Origin of the sequence: Streptomyces sp. CG4 (assembly GCF_041080655.1) — a bacterium.
Taxonomy (GTDB): domain Bacteria; phylum Actinomycetota; class Actinomycetes; order Streptomycetales; family Streptomycetaceae; genus Streptomyces.
This window is the reverse complement of the sequence record NZ_CP163525.1, coordinates 9,614,680-9,635,438: the sequence shown is the minus strand read 5'-3', so window position 1 is coordinate 9,635,438 and position 20,759 is coordinate 9,614,680. Positions and strand designations below refer to the sequence as shown.

General features: G+C 72.8%; 7 protein-coding genes. 4 read left to right on the top strand and 3 right to left on the bottom strand.

What is annotated here, in order from left to right:
- Nucleotides 1-102 precede the first annotated feature (102 nt).
- Complete coding sequence (locus AB5L52_RS44280; protein WP_369368671.1) at nt 103-11,937, bottom strand: SDR family NAD(P)-dependent oxidoreductase; 11,835 nt, start codon at nt 11,935-11,937, stop codon at nt 103-105.
- A gap of 359 nt (nt 11,938-12,296) precedes the next feature.
- On the opposite strand from AB5L52_RS44280, the gene AB5L52_RS44275 reads away from it, so the two are divergent.
- Entirely contained in the window at nt 12,297-13,505 is a 1,209-nt protein-coding gene (locus AB5L52_RS44275) for a cytochrome P450 (protein ID WP_369368670.1), read from the top strand.
- Nucleotides 13,506-13,543: 38 nt separating this feature from the next.
- Complete coding sequence (locus tag AB5L52_RS44270; protein ID WP_369368669.1) at nt 13,544-14,758, top strand: cytochrome P450; 1,215 nt, start codon at nt 13,544-13,546, stop codon at nt 14,756-14,758.
- 72 nt (nt 14,759-14,830) lie between these two features.
- On the opposite strand, the gene AB5L52_RS44265 is transcribed toward AB5L52_RS44270, so the two are convergent.
- A complete protein-coding gene (locus tag AB5L52_RS44265; protein WP_369368668.1) occupies nt 14,831-16,411 on the bottom strand; it encodes an ArnT family glycosyltransferase in 1,581 nt (526 codons plus the stop codon).
- A 390-nt stretch (nt 16,412-16,801) separates the two neighbouring features.
- On the opposite strand from AB5L52_RS44265, the gene AB5L52_RS44260 reads away from it, so the two are divergent.
- Nucleotides 16,802-17,719, top strand: a complete 918-nt coding sequence (locus tag AB5L52_RS44260; RefSeq protein ID WP_351578836.1) for an ABC transporter ATP-binding protein — start codon at nt 16,802-16,804, stop codon at nt 17,717-17,719.
- The gene (locus AB5L52_RS44255; protein WP_369368667.1) at nt 17,716-18,906 is read left to right on the top strand and encodes an ABC transporter permease; all 1,191 of its coding nucleotides are present in this window, start codon (nt 17,716-17,718) and stop codon (nt 18,904-18,906) included. The genes AB5L52_RS44260 and AB5L52_RS44255 overlap by 4 nt, the downstream gene beginning before the upstream one ends.
- A 345-nt stretch (nt 18,907-19,251) precedes the next feature.
- Here AB5L52_RS44255 and dacB read toward each other — a convergent pair whose 3' ends face one another.
- On the bottom strand, nt 19,252-20,580 hold the full coding sequence (dacB, locus tag AB5L52_RS44250) for a D-alanyl-D-alanine carboxypeptidase/D-alanyl-D-alanine-endopeptidase (protein WP_369368666.1): 1,329 nt from the start codon (nt 20,578-20,580) through the stop codon (nt 19,252-19,254).
- Between the last annotated feature and the right edge of the window lie 179 nt (nt 20,581-20,759).

The window sequence follows — 20,759 nt, the reverse complement described above, 5'->3', positions numbered from 1 at the left end:
CGCGCTTCGATGCAGACGTGACAGACGTGACAGATATGGCGGACATGACGGACAGGGAGGGCCAGACGGGCTGGAAGGGCTGACGGAGAGGGGCCGGGGCGCTCAGTCGTCGGCGCCCAGGGCCATCCGGACCAGGTCGTCCACGTCCATGTCGTCGACGTCCACGTCGGCGCCGTCGACCGTGGCCGGCTCCTGGTCGCTGCGGGCTGCGGGGACGGCGGCCGGGGCCAGGTCCAGCAGCGCGTCCAGCAGTCCCGACTCGCGGAACCTGGTGATGGGGATGGACGTGAGCAGCCTGCGGATCGCGGCCTCGTCGGGTTCGCCCGCGCCCGAGGTGTCGGTGCCGGGTGCCGCGGGGCCCGGGTCCGTCTCGCCGGCGAAGTGCTCCCGGCACAGGTGGTCGGCGAGCGCTTCGGGTGTCGGGTAGTCGAAGACCAGGGTGGCGGGCAGCAGTACCGCGGTGGCCGCGTTCATCCGGTTGCGCAGTTCGACGGCGGTGAGCGAGTCGAAGCCGAGTTCCTTGAAGGACTGCTCGGGGTCGATCCGGGCCGCCGAGGCGTGCCCCAGGACCGCGGCGACCTGGCGGCAGACCTCCTCGACCAGCCTGCGTCGCCGGTCGGCGGCGTCGAGGCGGGACAGTTCACCGGCGAGGTCCGCGCCCGGCTCCGCGATCGGCGTGCGGTCGGCGACGGTGCGCCGGGCGCGGGCGAGGCCGGACAGCAGCGGAGGTACCGGGCCGTCGGCGCCGAGCCTGCTGGTGTCCACCGCCAGCGGCAGCCGTACCGCCGCCGACTGGTCCAGTGCCTCGGTGAACAGCGCCAGGCCCTCCTTCGGGGTGAGCGGCGGCAGTCCGGCGCGCTCCATTCGGCGGACGTCGGCGTCGGTGAGACCGCTGGTCATGCCGGTGGCCTGGGACCAGGGCCCCCAGGGCAGGGACAGCGCGGGCAGGCCCAGGGCGCGCCGGTGCTCGGCGAGCGCGTCGAGGAAGGCGTTGGCCGCCGCATAGTTGCCCTGGCCGGGCGCGCCGAGGGTGCCGGCGACGGAGGAGAACAGCACGAACGCGGCCAGGTCGAGGGGGCGGGTGAGGTCGTGCAAATGGGCTGCGGCGTCCAGTTTGGGGCGCAGCACGGCGTCCAGCCGTTCGGCACCGAGCTGCTCCACGACCGTGTCGTCGAGTACGCCGGCGGCGTGTACGACGGCGGTCAGCGGATGCCTGTCGGGTACGGACGCGAGGAGTGCGGCGGCCTGGGCACGGTCGGCTACGTCCACCGCCTCGATCCGCGCCTCGGCGCCCAACTCGGCCAGGTCGGCCACAAGTTGCTCGGCACCCGGAGTCGCGCTTCCGCGGCGTGAGACGAGCAGCAGATGGCGTACGCCGTGCTCGGTGACCAGATGGCGGGCGAGCAGGGCGCCGAGGCCACCGGTGCCGCCGGTGATGAGGACGGTGCCGTCCGGGTCGAGCGGCGCGGGGACGGTGAGGACGACCTTGCCGACGTGGCGGGCCTGCGACATGTACCGGAAGGCTTCCGGGGCGCGTCGTACGTCCCACGGGGTGACCGGCAGCGGGGTGAGCACCCCGGCCTCGAACAGGCCGACGAGGGTGGTGAGCATCTCGCCGATGCGGTCGGGACCGGCCTCGATGAGGTCGAACGCCCGGTAATGCACGCCGGGGTGGCGGGCGGCGACATCCTCGGGGTCGCGGACGTCGGTCTTGCCCATCTCCAGGAAGTGTCCACCGCGCGGCAGCAGGCGCAGGGAGGCGTCGACGAACTCGCCCGCCAGGGAGTCCAGGACGAGGTCGACTCCGCGGTCGCCGGTCGCGGCGCGGAAGGCGTCCTCGAAGGAGAGGTCGCGGGAGGAAGCGATGTGCTTGTCGTCCAGTCCCGCGGCGCGCAGGGCGTTCCACTTCCCGGGGCCGGCGGTGGCGTACACCTCGGCGCCGAGGTGGCGGGCGAGCTGGGTGGCGGCCATGCCGACGCCGCCGGCCGCCGCGTGGACGAGCACGGACTGGCCCTCGGTGACGCCGCCGAGGTCGACGAGGGCGTAGTACGCGGTGAGGAAGACGATCGGTACGGTCGCCGCCTGGGCGAACGTCCAGCCGTCCGGGATACGAGCGACGGTGCGGGCGTCGGCCACCGCGACGGGCCCGTAGGCGGAGGGGAACATGCCCATGACGCGGTCACCGACGGCGAAGGCGGTCACGCCGGGGCCGGTCTCGGTGATCACACCGGCGCCCTCCAGACCGAAGTCGCGGGCCGGGCCCGGGTACATGCCGAGTGCGTTGAGCACGTCGCGGAAGTTGACGCCGGCGGCGCGGACGGCGATCCGTATCTCGCCGTCGCCGAGGGAGCGTTCGGCGTCGGGGGCGGCGACGAGCTCCAGGCCGTCGAGTGTGCCCTTGCGGACCATGTCCAGCCGCCAGGCCTTCTGGGCCGTGGTGTGCGGGAGGCGCAGCGCGGTGTCCTGATCGGTGCGGACGATGCGCGGCAGGTGCACCTGCCCCTCCCGCAGGCCCAGTTGGGCGTCGGGTCGGTCCAGGGCGGCGGGCAGTGCGGCCAGTGAGGCGGCGGCGCTGTCGGTGTCGACGAGGGCGAACCGACCGGGGTGCTCGGACTGGGCGGAGCGGACCAGGCCCCAGGCGGCGGCCGCGGCCGGGTGGCGCACTCCCGGTCCGGCGGGTCCGTCCGGCATCAGCGCCTCCCGGGTCACCAGCACCAGCCGGGTCCGGTCCAGACGTCGTTCGGCCAGCAGGTGCCGTACGAGGGTGAGCGCGTGCTGCGCGGCCGAGTGTCCCGCCTGCTCCAGGGGGCCGCTGTCGTGGGGTACTACGGCGAGTACGGTGCCGGGCGCGGCCTCAGCTGCCGCGAGGGTGGCGAGATCGGCTGCCTCGGTGAGGTACGCGGAGACGCCGGCGGCGGCGAGTTCCGCGGCGAACTCCCGCCCGGCGCCGTCGCCCAGAACCGTCAGCCCGTCCGGGGCCGGACGGCTGCCGTTCGGCGCGCCCATGTGGCCGTCGGCGGCCGGCTGTGGCTGCGGCTGCCAGTCGATCTGGAAGAGGTCGCCCGCGCCCCGGTCGGGCCGTGCGCGCAGCCGCTCGGGATCGATCTCACGCAGGGTGAGGGAGCCGACGGAGGCGACGGGCCGCCCGGTGGTGTCGGCGACGTCGAGGGCGACGGCATCGTCGCCGCGCAGGGCGAGCCGGACGCGTACGGCGGTGGCGCCGGTGGCGTGCAGGGTCACGTCCCGCCAGGAGAAGGGCAGCCGGCCGGGCGCGGAGTCGTCCAGCGGCAGGAAGGCGGTGGCGTGCAGGGCGGCGTCCAGCAGGGCGGGGTGCAGGCCGTAGCGGGGTGCGTCGGCGTGCGCCTGTTCCGGGAGCGCGAGCTCGGCGTACACGTCGCCGTCGAGCCGCCAGGCCGCGCGCAGGCCCTGGAAGAGGGGCCCGTAGCCGAAACCGGCCGCGGCGAGGCGGTCGTAGGTGTCCTCGACGGGCAGTTCCTCGGCGCCCGCGGGCGGCCAGGCGGCGAGCGGGGTGCCCTCGGGGTCCGGGCGGGCACCGGCCGCGAGGATGCCGTCGGCATGCAACGTCCAGGGCCGGTCGGGGGCCGCGTCGGCGGGGCGGGAGTGCACCCCCAGCGGGCGGTTGCCGTCGGCGTCGGGTGCGCCGAGCCGCAGCTGCAGGGTGACGGCCTGCCCGTCGGCCAGCAACAGCGGCTCGACCAAGGTCAGTTCGGTCACCCGGTCGCAGCCCACGCGGTCCCCGGCGAGCAGCGCCAGGTCGAGGTGGGCGGTGCCGGGCAGGACGGTGGTGCCGCCGACGGCGTGGTCGGCGAGCCACGGCTGGTCCGCGACGGAGAGCCGGCTGGTGAAGACATGTTCGCCGGTGTCGGCGAGGTCGACGCGGGCGCCGAGCAGCGGGTGTCCGGTGTCGGCGAGGCCCGCCGCGGCGAGATCACCCGCGGTGTGGCTGCCCGCTGTGGGCCAGAAGCGCTGCCGTTGGAAGGCGTAGGTGGGCAGGTCGACCACCTCGCCGGAACCTGCGGTGGCGGCGGTCCAGTCGACGTCGGCGCCGTGGGCGTGGACGCGGGCCAGTCCGCCGAGGAGGCTGGCGGTCTCGTCCTGGCCGGGGCGCAGCAGCGCGATGGTGGCGGTGTCGGCGGGGGCGGTGAGGGCGTCGGCGGCCAGCGCGGTGAGCGTGCCGCCGGGGCCTATCTCGACATACCGGCTGACGCCGAGGTCCTCCAGCGTGCGCACGCCGTCGTGGAAACGGACGGCCTGGCGCGCATGCCGCACCCAGTGGTCGGGGGAGGCGAGTTCGTCGCCGGTGGCGGGCCGGCCGGTGACGTCGGAGATCACGGGGATACGGGGCTCGTGGTACTCCAGGGCGGCGGCGACCTCGCGGAAGTCGCCGAGCATGGGCTCCATCAGCGGCGAGTGGAAGGCGTGGCTGACGCGCAGCCGCTTGGTGCGCCGGCCCAGGGCCTCGATGCGGGCGGCAAGGTCCAGGACGGCGGCCTCCTCGCCGGAGATCACCACCGACCTGGGGCCGTTGACCGCGGCCACGCCGACCTGGTGTTCCCGGCCGTCCAGCAGCGGCAGCACTTCCTCCTCGGTGGCCTGGAGCGCGACCATGGCGCCGCCGTCGGGGAGCGCGTCCATCAGCTTGCCGCGGGCGGCGACGAGGGTGCAGGCGTCGGCGAGGGAGAGGACTCCGGCGGCATGTACGGCGGCGAGGGCGCCTATGGAGTGGCCGAGGAGGTGGTCGGGGCTCACACCGAGGCTGCGGACGAGCCGGTACAGGGCCGTTTCCAGGGCGAACAGGGCGGGTTGGGCGTACCCGGTACGGTCCAGCAGCCGCCCGGCGTCGCCGAGGACCGCCTCGCGCAGCGGGGTGTCGAGGACATCGGCACCGAAGTGCGCGCACACCTCGTCGAAGGCGTCGGCGAAGGCGGGGAAGGAGGCGTACAACTCCCTTCCCATGCCGGGATGTTGGGCGCCTTGGCCGGTGAACAGGAAGACGGTGCGTCCGGCTCGGGCGGTGGCGCCGGTGCCGTCGGGTCGCAGGTCGCCCGAGGCGAGCCGGGCCAGATCGGTGAGGAGGTCGTCGCGCCCCGTGCCGAGCAGCACCGCGCGGTGTTCGAAGGCGGGGCGGGTGGCCGCCAGGGAGTGACCGAGGTCGGCGGCGGACAGCTCCGGGTGCCGGACGGCGTGGTCGAGCAGCCTTTCGGCCTGGGCGCTCAGCGCCTGAGGGGTACGGGCCGACAGCGGCCAGGCGACCATCCCGTGCGCGGCCGACGGGACCGAGGCGGTGGGAGCCGCCTCCGGAACCGGCGGTGCCTCTTCCAGGATCACATGGGCGTTGGTGCCGCTGAAGCCGAAGGAGGAGACACCGGCGCGCCGCCGGCGGCCGTCGTCCTGCGGCCACGCCTGGGCTTCGGTCAGCAGGCGTACGGCGCCGGAGGCCCAGTCGACATGGCTGGAGGGCTGGTCGGCGTGCAGCGTGCGGGGCAGTTCGCCGTGGTTCAGCGCCAGTACGGTCTTGATGACGCCGGCGACTCCGGCGGCGGCCTGGGTGTGGCCGAGGTTGGACTTCACCGACCCGAGCCACAGGGGCCGCTCGCGGTCCTGGCCGTAGGTGGCGAGGAGCGCCTGTGCCTCGATGGGGTCGCCGAGGACGGTGCCGGTGCCGTGTCCCTCGACGGCGTCGACGTCGGCCGGGGTGAGCCCGGCGTCGGCCAGCGCGGCATGGATCACCCGTTCCTGGGAAGGGCCGTTGGGGGCGGTCAGACCGTTGCTGGCGCCGTCGGAGTTGACCGCGCTGCCGCGGACCACCGCGAGTACCCGGTGTCCGTTGCGGCGGGCGTCGGACAGCCGTTCCACCAGCAGCATTCCGGCGCCCTCGCCCCAGCCGGTACCGTCCGCGCCGTCCCCGTACGCCTTGCAGCGCCCGTCCGGCGCGAGCCCGCGCTGGCGGCTGAACTCCAGAAAGGCCGCGGGGGTCGACATCACGGTGACGCCGCCCGCCAGGGCAAGGTCGCACTCCCCCGCGCGCAGCGCCCGCGCCGCCCAGTGCAGGGCGACCAGGGAGGACGAGCAGGCGGTGTCGACGGTGACGGCGGGGCCCTCCAGACCGAGGGTGTACGAGATACGGCCGGAGACGACGCTGGCGGCGTTGCCGGTGCCGAGGTAGCCGTCGACGTCCTCGGCGGACGTACGCAGGAGGGTCGTGTAGTCCTGCCCGTTGGTGCCGGCGAAGACGCCCGTGCGGGAGCCGCGCAGCGTCCGCGGGTCGACTCCCGCGCGTTCCACGGCCTCCCAGCACACTTCGAGCAGCAGGCGCTGCTGCGGGTCCATCGCCAGCGCCTCGCGCGGTGAGATGCCGAAGAACGCGGGGTCGAACCGGTCGACTCCGGGCAGGAAGCCACCGCTGCGGGTGTAGCTGGTGCCCTCGTGGTCGGGGTCGGGGTGGTACAGGGACGCGAGGTCCCAGCCGCGGTCGTCGGGGAAGCCGGTCAGTCCGTCGCCGCCGGAGGCGAGCAGGTCCCACAGCCGCTCGGGCGTGTCGGCGCCGCCGGGGAGGCGGCAGGCCATGCCCACGATGGCGATGGGTTCGTCCGCGCCGGTGTGCGCGCCGCGGGGCGTGGTGATGACGGCCCGGGCGGGCCGGTCGCCGGCCGGCAGGGAGCGCAGCAGATGGCCGGCCAGCGCGGCCGGGGTGGGGTGGTCGAAGGCGACGGTGGGCGCGAGCCGAAGACCAGTGCGGCGTTCCAGCGCGTTGCGCAGGTCGACGGCGGTGAGCGAGTCGAAGCCCAGGTCACGGAAGGCGCGTTCGGGGTCTGCGGCCGGGGTGTCGGCGGTGTGACCGAGGACGGTGGCGATCTCCGTCTGGAGCAGGCGGAGCACGGCGGCGGGCCGCTCGGACTCCGGCAGCGCGGCGAGGGTACGGGACAGCCGTCCGCCCGACCGGGCGGCCCCCGCGGTACGGCGCAGGGAGGCGGCGGGGTCGCGCAGCAGGGCCGGGGCGGGTGTGGTGGCGGCGCGGGCGGCGGCCAGGTCCAGCCGGACGGGCAGCAGCACCGCGCGGTCCTGTGCCAGGCCGAGGTCGAGCAGGTGCAGGGCGTCTGCGGTGGGCAGCGGCGCGATGCCCGCACGGGCCATCCGGGTGCGGTCGGCGTCACCCAGCCCGGCCGTCATACCGCTGTCCTCGGCCCACATGCCCCAGCCGAGGGCGAGCGCGGGCCGGCCCTGCGTCCGCAAGGTGGCGGCCAGCGCCTCCAGGAAGGCGTTGGCGGCGGCGTAGTTGCCCTGGCCGGGGCCGCCGAAGGTGGCGGCGGCGGACGAGAAGAGCACGAACGCCGACAGGTCCATGTCTCGGGTCAACCGCTCCAGATGGACGGCTGCGTCCGCCTTGGGCCGCAGCACGGCCGACAGCCGCTCGGGGGTCAGCGCGGGGATCACCCCGTCGTCGATCACGCCGGCGGCGTGGAAGACGGCCCCGAGCGGATGCTCCTCGGGTACGGCGGCCAGCAGCACGGCCAGTGCCGCGGGGTCGGACACGTCGCACGCGGCGACCGTCACCTCGGCCCCCGCCTGTTCGAGTGCGGCCCGCAGTTCGGCGACGCCGGGCGCTTGAGGGCCGCGTCGGCCGGCGAGCAGCAGATGGCGTACGCCGTGGGCGGCCACCAGATGGCGGGCGACCGCCGCGGCGACGGTTCCGCCCGCCCCGGTGATCAGCACGGTCCGCTCCGGATCGAGGACGGGCGCCGCGGTGCCGTCCGGGATGTGCCGGGTGAGCCGGGCCGCGTACGGGCGGCCGGTGCGCAGGGCGATCTCCGTCTCCCCGCCGTGCGCCGCCTCGACGACCGCGGCCAGGACGGTGTCCGGGGCGGTGTCGGTGTCGGTGTCCACGAGCAGGAAGCGCCCCGGGTTCTCCGACTGCGCGGAGCGCACGAGACCGCGTACGGCGGCCGCGGCGAGGTCGGCGACCGGCTCGCCGGGCCGGACGGCCACCGCGTTCCGTGTGACCACGACCAGCCGGGCGTCGGCCGTCCGCTCCTCGGCCTGCCAGCGCTGCAGGACCTCCAGGGCCACGGCCGCCGACTCGTGTACGCCCGCAGGCAGTTCCGTCCCGTCGCCCCGCACGGACGCGAAGACCAGTTCCGGAACGGCCGCACCGGTGTCGTCGAGAGCGGTGAGCAGCGCGCCCAGGTCCGGGTGCCGTTCGGCGCCCGGCGGGGCCGGTCCGTCGCCCAGGACGGCCACCGCGGGGCGGCGCGTGAGCCGTACCGGGGTGGGAAGTCCGGTCCACTCGACGGCGAACAGGTCACCGGCCGGGGCGTCTACGACCGGGAGGGACAGTTCGGCGGCCGGGGTGAGGGCGACCGCGCCGACGGCGGCGACCGGGTCACCGGCCCCGTCGGCGAGGTCGAGCCGGAGCCCACCGTCGGGCACGCGCCGCAGCCGGACCCGCAGCGCATCCGCCGAGGCCGCGTACAGGGTGCAGTCCCGCCACGACACGGCGACCGAGCAGGGGTGCCCGAGCAGGGGTGCCGCGTGCAGGGCCGCGTCCAGCAACGCGGGGTGCAGCGCGACCCGCAGGGCGTCCTCCCGGAGGTCCTCCGGTACGGCCACCTCGGCGTACACCTCGTCCCCGGCCCGCCAGACGGCGGTGAGCCCGCGGAAGGCGGGGCCGTGGTCCAGTCCCTGCTCCCGCAACGCCTCGTAGATCTCGTCGACTTCGCCGGGGTCGAGTGCCTGGGCGCCCGGTGGCGGCCATGTGCCGTGGTGCTCGTCCTGCTCCGGCCGCCCCGGCATGGCAGCGCCCGGCGCCAGGGCGCCGCGGGCGTGACGGGTCCAGGGCCGGTCCGTGTCGTCCTCGCCGGCCGAGGAGGCGGCGGTGGCGGGCCGGGAGTAGCAGGTGAACGGCCTGAGACCGGCGTCCCCGGGGCCGTCGAGCACGACTTGGACCTCGACGGGGTCGTGGCCGAGGACAAGGGGCTGTTCCTGGTCCAGTGCGACGACGTGGTGGCAGCCGACCCGGTTGCCGAGGTGCAGGGCGAAGTCGAGATACCCGGCCGTGGGCAGTACGGCGGTACCGGCGACGGTGTGGTCGGCCAGCCAAGGGTGGGTGCGGGTGGAGAACACGGCGGTGGAGAGCACGGCGGAGGAGTCCGCCAGCGTCACGGAGCTGCCGAGCAGTGGATGCCCGCCGCCGCGCCGCCCGCCGCCGGGAAGGGCGTCGAGCCAGTACCGGCGTCGCTGGAACGCGTAGGTGGGCAGTGCGACGCTGCGGGCGCCGGGGAACAGCGCGGCCCAGTCCGGGCTGTGGCCGTGTGCGTGCAGTGCGCCGACGGCGGTGAGCAGACGTGCCGCCTCGGATCCGTCCTTGCGCAGGGCGGGCACGAGAAGGGACGGCTCGTCCTGGAGCAGGGTACGGGCAAGGGCGGTGAGGGTGCCGTCGGGGCCGAGTTCGACGAACCGCGTCGTCCTGCTCTGCGCGAGAGTGCGCAGGGCGTCGGCGTACCGAACGGTCCGGCGGACGTGCTCCACCCAGTAGCCGGGGGACGTCAGCTCGTCGGCGGTCGCCGCTTCACCGGTCACCGTGGAGACGATCGAAAGCTTCGGCGGCTCGTACGAGAGCCCTTCCGCGACCGCGCGGAAGTCGGCGAGCATCGGCTCCATCAGCGGGGAGTGGAAGGCATGGCTCACCCGCAGGGCGGTCGTCCTGCGGTCCTGGGCACGGAGATGCGCGACCGCCTCCTCCACCGCGTCGAAGGCACCCGCGATCACCACCGATTGAGGGCCGTTGACCGCGGCGACACCCACCCGGGCATCGTCCAGCAGCGGCAGGACCTCCTCTTCCGAGGCCTGGACCGCGACCATCGCACCACCGGACGGCAGCGCCTGCATCAACCGGCCGCGGGCCACGACCAGTCGGCACGCGTCCGTGAGCGACCACACTCCGGCCACATGCGCCGCAGCGATCTCACCGATGGAGTGACCGGCGAGAACGTCCGGGCGTACGCCCCAGGACTCCAGCAGCCGGAACAGCGCCACCTCCAGGGCGAAGAGGGCCGGCTGCGCGTACTCGGTGCGGTTCAGACGGTCCTCGTCCTCGCCGAACACCACCTCACGGAGGCTGAAGGGCAGCTGCGCGTCCACCGCGTCGAAGGCCTCGGCGAAGACGGGGTACGCCGCATACAGCTCCCGCCCCATCCCGAGGCGTTGTGAGCCCTGTCCGGCGAACAGGAACGCCGTGCGACCGCGCCCGGCCGTACCCCGCACCACCTGTGCGTGCGGCTCACCCGCCGCCAGCGCCGCGAGGCCGGCCCGCAACTCCCGCACATCGGAGCCCACCACCACGGCACGGTCCTCGAACACCGATCGCGTCACCGCGAGCGACAACCCCACATCGGCCGTGGAACCGACGGATCCGTCCACACACTCCAGCAACCGGGCCGCCTGCGCCCGCAGCGCCCCCTCGCCCCGCGCCGACACCGGCCACACCACGACACCGCCGGCACCGGCATCCGGCCCGGCGGGCTCCGCGGTCTCCTGGACCGCCTCGGCCTCCTCCAGGATCACATGGGCATTGGTGCCGGAGACGCCGAACGCGGAGACGCCGGCCCGCCGCGTACGGCCTTCCGTGGGCGCCCAGTCCTGCGGTTCGGTCAGCAGGCTCACCGCACCGGACGACCAGTCGACGTGGGTGGACGGAGCGTCGACGTGCAGCGTGCGCGGCAGCTGTCCATGGCGCATCGCCATGACCGTCTTGATCACGCCGCCGACCCCGGCCGCCGCCTGTGTGTGACCGATGTTGGACTTCAACGACCCGAGCCACAGCGGCCGTTCACGGTCCTGTCCGTAGGTCGCAAGCAGCGCCTGCGCCTCGATCGGATCGCCCAGCGTCGTGCCCGTCCCGTGCGCCTCCACCGCGTCCACGTCCGCGGCCGACAGCCCTGCGCTCGCCAGCGCCGCCCGGATCACGCGCTGCTGCGACGGGCCGTTCGGGGCGGTGAGTCCGCTGCTGGCGCCGTCCTGGTTGACCGCGCTGCCACGGATCACGGCCAGTACCGGGTGGCCGTTGCGACGCGCGTCCGACAGCCGCTCCAGCAGCAGCAGACCCGCGCCCTCGCCCCAGCCGGTGCCGTCCGCGGCCTGTGCGAAGGACTTGCAGCGGCCGTCCGGGGAGAGGCCGCGCTGGCGGCTGAACTCCGTGAAGGTGACCGGTGTCGACATCACGGCGACACCGCCCGCGAGCGCGAGTGAGCACTCACCGGCCCGCAGAGCCTGGCACGCCAGGTGCAGGGCCACCAGCGACGAGGAGCAGGCCGTGTCGACGGTGACTGCGGGGCCCTCCAGACCCAGGGTGTAGGAGACGCGCCCGGAGGCGATGCTGCCCGCGCTGCCGTTGCCGAGGAAGCCCTCCAGGCCGGGCGGCGGTGCGTCGAACCGGGAGCCGTAGTCGTTGTACATGACGCCGGCGAAGACACCCGTGCGGCTGCCGCGGAGGGCGGCCGGGGCGAGGCCGGCCCGCTCCAGTGCCTCCCAGGAGATCTCCAGGAGGAGCCGCTGCTGCGGGTCGGTGCCGAGCGCCTCGCGCGGCGACATGCCGAAGAAGTCGGGGTCGAAGTCGGCGGCGTCGTGCAGGAAGCCGCCCTCGCGGGTGTAGCAGGTGCCCGGGTGCTCGGGGTCCGGGTGGTACAGCGAGCCGACGTCCCAGCCGCGGTCCTCGGGGAACGGCGTGATGGCATCGGTGCCTTCGGCGACGAGCCGCCACAGGTCCTCGGGGGTGCGTACCCCGCCCGGGTAGCGGCAGGCCATGGAGACGATCGCGATCGGTTCGCAGTCCCTGGCCTCCAGCTCGCGCACGCGGGTGGTGGTGCGGTGCAGCTCGGCGGTGACTCGCTTCAGGTACTCCCGCAGGCGGTCTTCGCTCACAGCTCTGCCCCCAGGCTCGGGTCGCGCACCTCGGCGGACGTCACCGGCGGCAGGCCCGCTGCGCTCGGAACGGTAAACAACACCGGATCTCCTCAGGCTCGGACACCCACGCGGTCCGCATGGCTCCTCGAACACCTCGAACCCGGCCAAGTCTGGGGCTGCCCCCGGCCGTCCACGGCCGCTTGACCTCCGACTCTGAAAAATCCCCTAGTTGCTCAAGAGCCCCGCAGGGGCGCCGACCGCACCGGCAAATCCCTAGAGTTGCGCGCGACTTCTGGCCTCCGATTCACCGGTTGTGCTGCGCTGGGGCCGCTCCCGGCCCGCCTCCCGTGCGGCCCGACCCATGAGAGGGGTTTCCGATGACAGCCGTGCCCGCTCCTCCCGGCCCCGAGGTCTCCGCACCGCCGGAGGTGGGGCTCGACGGCGGTGCGACGCTGCTCGCCTGGCTGCGGCGGATGCGCGACGAGCAGCCGGTGTGGCGTGATCCGGCGGGCCGCTACCACGTGTTCCGCCACGAGGACGTCCAGCGGATCACCGCCGATCCGTCGGGGTTCTCCTCGGACACGGTGAGCCGGCTGTCGGGCGGCGAGCAGCAGCCGCCCGGCGGAACCCTGCTGTTGCTGGACCCGCCCCGGCACGGGAAGCTGCGGCGTCTGGTGAGCAAGGTCTTCACCGCGAAGATGATCAACGAGCTGGCCCCGCGGATCACCGAGGTGGCCACCGAACTGCTCGACGGCCTGGCGGGCGGCGACCGCTTCGACCTGGTCGAGGCGTTCGCCAATCCGCTGCCCGTCATCGTGATCTCGTCCATGCTCGGTGTACCGCCCTCGGACCGTCCGCTGTTCCAGGTGTGGGCCGACAACCTGCTGACCGTGGACTGGGAGACGCCCGAGGGCGCCGCGGTCCTGGGCCGGACCGTGCAGGAGCTGGACGCCTATCTCCGGCAGCACGTCGCGGAGCGGCGGGCGCGCGAGCACGACGACCTGATGAGCCTGCTGGTGCGGGCCGAGGTCGACGGGGAGAGCCTGAACGACGACGACGTGGTGAGCTTCGCCGCGCTGCTTCTGCTGGCCGGTCATGTCACCACCGCGGTACTGCTGGGCAACATGCTGCTGACGCTGGACCTGGAGGAGGGCCTGCTCGCCCGGTTGCGAGCGGACCGTACCGGGATCGCGCCGTTCACCGAAGAGGTGCTGCGCTGCCGGCCGCCGTTCCTGAAGATCGAACGGGTGCCCACGGCCCCCGTGGAGATCGCCGGGGAAAAGGTGCCGGAGAACACGATGGTGTACCTCTGGCTGCTGTCCGCCAACCGCGACGAGCGGGTCTTCCCCGAGCCGGACCGCTTTCTGCCCGGCCGGCCCAACGCCAAGCAGCTCGCCTTCGGGCACGGCATCCACTACTGCCTGGGCGCCCCGCTGGCCCGTATGGAGGGGCAGATCGCGCTCCATCTGATGCTCGACCGCTACGCCGACATCCGGGTCGACCGCGACAGCCCGCTGTCCTACTTCGACAACCGCGTCAACGTCTTCGGTCTTCGCCAGCTGCCGCTCACCGTCCGGCGGGCCTGAGCGACGCGTCCGGACGCAACCCACCAGACGGAGGATCCATGGCCTACGAGCCGAAACCACCAGTGATACCGACCGATCGCACCTGCCCCTTCGACCCCGATCCGGAGTACCGGCGGCTGCGTGCGGAAGACCCGATCAGCCCGGTGAGGTTCGACATCGCGCCGGGCCGCGACGACGGCTGGCTGGTCACCCGGCACGACCATGTGCGGGCGATCATGACCGACCCGCGGTTCAGCCACCGTGCCGAACTGCTGGCGCTGGTGGCCTCGCCGCCGTTCGAGGTGGAGAGCTACGACCCGCAGCCGTCGGGTCCGGGTTCCTTCGTCCGGATGGACGCGCCGGACCACACGCACTACCGACGGCTGCTGACCGGCTTCTTCACGGTCCGCAAGATCCAGGAGTACGAGCCCACGCTCGCCGGGATCATCGACGACGTGCTGGAGGAGATGGCCGGCCTCCAGCCGCCGGTGGACCTGCTGCCGGCGTTCGTCCAGAAGATCGTGTACCGGTCGGTGCACTCGGTGATGGGCGTCCCGGAGGAGGACATCGCCGAACTCGACAAGCACTTCTCGGCGATCATGCGGATCGACTACACGCTGGAGGAGTTCGTCGAGCACAACACGGCGCTGGACCAGACGCTGGCCCGGGTCGTCAAGGACCTGTTCGCCGAGCCCAACGACAAGCTGCTCGGCAAGCTGGTGAAGACCGGTGAGCTGACCGAGGAGGAACTGGCGAACATCGCCTGGATCACCATCGGCGGCGCGCTGGACACGACCCCGAACATGCTGGGTCTCGGCACCTTCGCGCTGCTGGAGCATCCGGAGCAGCTGGAGAAGATCCGCAAGCAGCCGGAGCTGATGGAGCGGGCGGTGGAGGAACTGCTGCGCTACCTGACGATCTCTCATATGGGGGCGAGCCGGGTCGCGTTGGAGGACGTGGAGATCGGCGGCACGACCATCGAGGCCGGGCAGACCGTGGTGCTGTCGCTGCCGGCCGCCAACCGGGACCCGGAGCAGTTCGAGAACCCGGAGGTCTTCGACGTCACCCGTCCCTCCCGCCGCCATCTGGCGTTCGGTTTCGGCATCCACCAGTGCCTGGGGCAGCATCTGGCCCGGGCGACCCTGCGCATCGGCTTCCAGAAGCTGTTCGACCGCTTCCCGGACCTGCGACTGGCGGTCGAGCCGCAGGAGATCCCGCTCCGCGACAAGGCCATGCACTACGGCGTGTACGCGCTGCCCGTGACCTGGGGCTGATCGCGCCGGCGAGAGCGAGCCGCGGGCCGTCCTGGAAAGGGCGGCCCGCGGCGTTGTCATGGCCTCAAGGGCCTATTTCCTCGCCGAGTCCGCGTTCAGATGGGAGAAGCGGGGCCACAGGGTGCGCCACGGCCGGCGCTGACCCTCGCAGATCCATATGGGGGCACCCCAGTTGAGGTTGTGCACCTGCTGCGCGTTGGTGACCGTGCCTGCCTTGCGCACGCCGGTGAAGAACCGCCGCAGGTAGCGGGCGTCGGCGCCGACGAAGACGACGGGCGCCGAGTCGTCGGCCGGGCGGCGCAGGTACCAGTAGCCGCGGTGGCCGCTGTAGGGCCGTGGCAGACCGAGCGCCGGACCGTAGCGGTCCAGGGCGCCTGCCTGGTCGTAGCGGTCGGTGATGACGAGGGCGCGGCCGCGCCGGTCGGCGGGCAGTTCGCGGTAGACGCGGGCGACCGAGGCGGCGAGGTCGGGCCAGCCCACGCTCTCCATGGCCAGCCGGTCGGCGGAGGGACGGGTCAGGCGGTGGACCGGGTAGAGGGGCAGGACCAGGACCGCCAGTGCGGCCGACAGCACGTACGCCGCCGCGGCCGACCAGAGACGCGGCCGGGTGAGCCGCAGCCGCTGCAGACCCGTGGCACCCGCCGCCCACAGGACCGCGAAGAGCCCGGAGACGTAGTACGGCCGTCCATGGACGACGAGGTAACACGCGCACAGTCCGGCGAAGGTCACTGCGAGGAACCGGTGGGCGCGCGCCTCGCGGGCGGTGAGCAGGCGCCACAGCCCGTAGCACAGGAGTACGGCGCCGACGAGTCCCGAGGCCGACAGCACGGTGGGCAGGAACATGGTCCGGCCACCCTCCTCGGTGGCGACCTCGTGGGAGATGACCTCGGTCATGGCCAGTTGGGGCCATCCGTTGCGGGCCTGCCACAGCAGACCGGGTACCGCGGTGAGCAGGGCGCCCGCCGCCGCCACCCACAGCAGGGGGCGGCGCAGCAGGTCCCGGGGCCCGGCGAGCAGCAGGGCGACGAGGAGCACGGCCCAGAAGCCGGCGCTGAGGAACTTGACCTGGAAGGAGAGTGCGGCGGTCAGGCCGACGAGGAGCAGCAGCCGGTCGCGCCGGGTGCGGACCCAGCGCACCAGCAGCCAGGTGGTGACCGTCGTCAGGAAGATGTCCAGGGTGGCGGTGATGAGCAGATGGCCCATCTGCAGCATGACGGGCGAGACGGCGTACGCCCCGGCGGTGGCGATCTGGGCGGCCCGTCTGCCACCCAGCTCACGGGCGGTCAGGGCCGCGGTCAGCACGCCGAGTGCGCTGACCGCCGCGGCCGGTGCGCGCAGCCAGAACAATGAGCCGTGGGAGACGACGTCGAGGGCGTGGGCCAGCAGGGGCAACAGCGGCGGCTGGTCGGCGTAACCCCAGGCGGGATGGCGGCCCGCGGCGAGGAAGTACAGCTCGTCGCTGAAGTAGCCGAAGCGGTGGGCGGTGAACAGCAGCAGGGCCGCGGTGGCACCGGCGATCGCGGCCACCGGCAGCAGGGCCAAGGGAGGAGGCGCGTCCGTCAGCGGGTCGGCGGAGTTCGGGCGGGGGGTGGCCCCGGGCCGGCCGCTTCCGCTGTCGCGGTGCACGGCCTTGTCCCGGGCTCGGGGGCGCATCGTGGAGTCCTCGATCCTGTCGTTCCGCGGCCGTGGGGCACCGCGGGTCTCGGAGGGCGAACGTACGGTCTACGACCGGTCCTGGACGGCTTCCTTCCCCTTTTCCGCGCTCAGGAGTAGGGGCGATTCCCTAGTCTTCGGCGCTGTGGATGGCCGTCGCCCCGGCGCCTGTGCTGGGCTGGGGTTCCGTACCGCCGAAGAGCGCCACACGTGCCCGTCCCTGTCCGGCCGCTGCCGGCCGCCGGCGGTCGTACGCGGGGGCCGGGCCACTTCCCCGGCCTGGCCCCGACACCCCAACCGATCACGGAGAGACGGCAGTCGAGTGATGGACCTTCAGTTCATGTGCGGCGCGGCCGGGACACGGCTTCGCAAGGTCAGGACGGGCGCGTCATGACGGCGGCGATCGTCGCGGACGGCGTCCGGAAACGGTACGGGGACATCCAGGCCGTCGACGGTGTCTCGCTGCGCATCGAGGCGGGCGAGTTCTACGGCATCCTGGGTCCCAACGGCGCGGGCAAGACGACCACTCTGGAGATCCTGGAGGGCGTCCGGGAGCCCGACGAGGGCCGGATCGAACTGTTCGGCAAGAGCCCCTGGCCCCGCAATCACGAGTTGCTGAACCGGATCGGCGTGCAGTTCCAGGCGTCGTCGTTCTTCGACAAGCTGACCACGCGGGAGACGATCCGCCTGTTCGCGTCCTTCTACCGGGTCGGCGCCCGGCAGGCCGACGAGATGCTGGAGCGGGTCGGCCTCACCGACTTCGGGAATGTGCCGGCGGACAAGCTCTCCGGCGGCCAGGCGCAGCGGCTGTCCATCGCCTGCGGTCTCGTGCACGACCCGGAGATCGTCTTCCTGGACGAGCCCACCGCCGGCCTCGACCCGCAGGCCCGGCGCAATCTGTGGGACCTGCTGCGCGACGTCAACCAGGAGGGCCGCACGGTGGTCCTCACCACGCACTACCTGGACGAGGCGGAGATCCTCTGTGACCGGGTGTCGGTCATGGAGCGCGGCAAGGTGCTCAAGACCGGCGCTCCGGCGGCCCTGATCCGCGAGCTGGACGACATGGTGCGGGTGAGCGTGGAGTCCGGGCTGATCAAGCCGGACGCCCTGCGGGACCTGCTGGAGTCCGCCGGGGTGGACAACGCCGCCGTGGAGGACGACGGAGTCTCGCTGTCGGTCGCCACCCACGCGCCGGGGCCGGTGCTCTCGGTCCTGGCCGACCAGGGGGCCCTGCGTGGCCTGGAGGTACGCGGAGCCACCCTGGAGGACGTCTTCCTCCAGCTGACCGGACGGGAGTACCGCGCGTGAGCATCGAGGAGACCACCACGCGAACCGCTCGTACGAAGACGGCCGGGACCGGCTCGTCCGAGCGGAACAAGCCCGCCGGGACGGCCGGTTCGGGCCGCAAGGGCTCTGCCGGGGACGAGCGGCTCAGCCCGGTCCGCGAGCTGTCCCGGGCGATGATCCTCAGCGTGCTGCGGGACAAGGGCACGATCTTCTTCCTGCTGATCTTCCCGATCCTGTTCCTGCTGTTGTTCGGCACGCTGTTCAAGAGCACCGCGACCTCACACATCAAGGTGGCCCAGGTCGGCGACGTACGGGTGCTCGACTCGCTCACCAAGGACCAGCGCGGGCAGCTGTCCAAGGCCGCCACGATCTCCAGGGTGAGCAGCGAGTCGGCCGCGCTGGAGAAGGTGCGCAAGGGCGACTACGACGCGCTGGTCGAGCAGGACGGCGGCACGATCGTCCTGCGCTACAGCGCCGCCGACCCGGTCAAGGGCGCCTCCGCCCGCGCGACGCTCAACGCGGTATTGCAGCAGGCGAACCTGGCCGCGACGGGCCGGCCGGCCACGTACACGCTGAAGGCCGGCCAGGTCGGGGACGAGTCGGTCAAGCCCATCCAGTATCTGACCCCCGGTCTGATGGGTTGGGCCATCGCCTCCAGTGCGGTGTTCAGCACGTCGCTGACGCTGGTGACGCTGCGCCGGAAGAAGATCCTCCAGCGGATGCGGCTGTCGCCGATCCGGGCCTGGGAGGTGGTGGCCGCCCGCATCTCCATGACCATGATCATGGCCCTCACGCAGACAGCGCTGTTCCTGCTGGTGGCCACGCTGCCGTACTTCGGTCTGCAGCTCACCGGCGACTGGTGGCTGATCGTCCCGCTGGTGATGTGCGGCACCCTGTCGCTGATGTCGCTCGGCCTGCTCATCGGCTCGGTCACCAAGACCGAGGAGTCCGCAGGCGGTCTCGCCCAGTTGCTGGTCCTTCCGATGTCCTTCCTGTCCGGCTCGTTCTTCTCGCTGGACGACGCCCCGGGCTGGGTCAAGGCGATCTCGTACCTGATGCCGCTGCGCTACCTCGTGAAGGGCAGCGAGGCCGTGCTCAGCCGGGGCGGCGGTGTGCTGGAGGCCCTGCCGACCATGGGCGGCATGCTGGCCTTCACGGCCGTGGTGACCGCGCTGACGCTGCGGTTCTTCAAGTGGAACGACACGTGATCCCCTGCTGACGGGAACCTGCCGCCGGGGTCCTCCGCCATGTCCCGCACGGCAGAGGGCCCCGGCTGCGTGCACGGGCCGCCGGTGCCACTCCTGGGCATCAAGCCCTCTCCTTGTGCGGCTCGGGTGTTCCTGTGGCCCGGGAGGGCAGGGTGTTCCCGTGGTCCGGCCGGGCACTTGGGTCACCTCGACGAACGCGGCCGTGAGGGCAGGGAGGATTCGCGGAATGCGGGCACGGCGCATGGCCCGTTGCTCAACTCAACTCCGTCGGCCGGGGGTCACGAGAGGCCGACAGGAGGCGGACATCGGGCGGGCCGTTCAGGCCCGCCCGTCGGGCGTCCTTGGTCAGGCCCAGCAGCCGTTGACGGTCGCAGCGAGGCCGTCGACCGCATGGCGGATGCTGGGTGTCGGGGCGGTGGAGCCGTTCTCGATGAAGGAGAAGATCCTCCACTGGCCGTCGGAGCCCCGAGTGAGCCCGCTCAGCGCTATCGCGCCGGTCAGGGTGCCGGTCTTGGCCATCACCTTGCCGACGGCGCACTTGGACTCCGGTGTGTCGAAGCGGTCCAGCGCGGTGTCGAGCGTGGAGCCCGCCTCGCCCGCGACCGGCAGGCCGTCGATGACGGGCTGCAGGATCATGCGGTATCTGGGGTCGGCGTCGGTCTCCAGGATCTGGGTGACGGTCTCGGCGGAGATCCGGTCGTCGCGGGAGAGACCGCTGCCGTCGTAGAGCTGGAAGTTCTCCAGCGAGATGCCGTAGTTCCGCAGCACCTCGGTGACCACCTCGGCGCCCGCCTCGAAGGTGGCGCGGCGGCCGGTGCGCAGCGCGGTCATCCGCAGCAGGGACTCGGCGATCTGGGCGTCGCTCTTCTTGAGCATCCGGTGGACGGTGTCAGCGACCGTCGGGGACAGGTGGACGGCCAACGGGAGGGCCTCCCCGGGGTGGACCGTGCCGCGAGTGATACTGCCGGTGACGGTCAGGCCCTTGGCGGTGAGCTGCTTGGCGAACACCTGGCCCGCATCGAGCGAGGTGTCCTGGGTGAAGTCCTCGTCGACCGAGAGGGCGCGCACGGGCGGGATGACATCGGTGAAGTAGCTCGGGTCCCAGCCCTGGGCCAAGGCGGGCTCCGGGAAGAGGCTGTCGTCCACCTGTACCTGGACCGACTTCACCCCGGCGTACTGCAGCCTGGAGACCACATCGGCGGCCATGGAGGTCAGGTCGGCAGTGCTCAGCAGCCGGTCGCCGCCGCCCACGAGGGTGACCACGCCATCGCTGTAGAGGGCCCTGGTGCTGAAGCGGTGGTTCGGGCCGAGGACGGTCAGTGCGGCGGTGGCGGTGGCCAGCTTGGCGTTGGAAGCCGGCATCAACGCGCTGGCGGCGTCGTGGTTCCACACCGCCTTGCCGCTCGGCTCGTCGATGACGAGGCCGCTGAACGTCGAGTTGGCGAAGGCTGCGTTCTGGACGCGGGTGTCCAGGTTCTTGGCGATCTGCTCGTCCGCGGAGTCGGTGGTGTGGTCGGGGGCCGTTGCGGCCGTCGGCTGCCCGGCGGCGAAGGCGGAGCCCTGACCGAGGAGCATGGCGGTGGCCACCGGGACACTCGCGGCGACGACGAGGGCACGGCGTACCGCCACGTTGGCGGGCTTGGGCTTACGGTGACGACCTGTGGAACTGGACACGTGAAATCTTCCCGAAGTGTTGGGGGGATTGGCCGTTGGCAGACACTCAGGTTGAACTCATCGAGTCTGCGACAATACTTGATTGTTGAAGTACGTTGTCCTGCGGTACTCGCATGAAGGCGGGCCGCCGGACGTACCCCCCATCCACGCCCTTTGATGTGTCTGCCGTTCTTCCCGCG

Coding starts and splice junctions, on each gene's coding strand:
- AB5L52_RS44265 (WP_369368668.1), bottom strand. CDS start 16,411: ATGCGCCCCCGAGCCCGGGACAAGGCCGTGCACCGCGACAGCGGAAGC.
- AB5L52_RS44260 (WP_351578836.1), top strand. CDS start 16,802: ATGACGGCGGCGATCGTCGCGGACGGCGTCCGGAAACGGTACGGGGAC.
- AB5L52_RS44270 (WP_369368669.1), top strand. CDS start 13,544: ATGGCCTACGAGCCGAAACCACCAGTGATACCGACCGATCGCACCTGC.
- AB5L52_RS44275 (WP_369368670.1), top strand. CDS start 12,297: ATGACAGCCGTGCCCGCTCCTCCCGGCCCCGAGGTCTCCGCACCGCCG.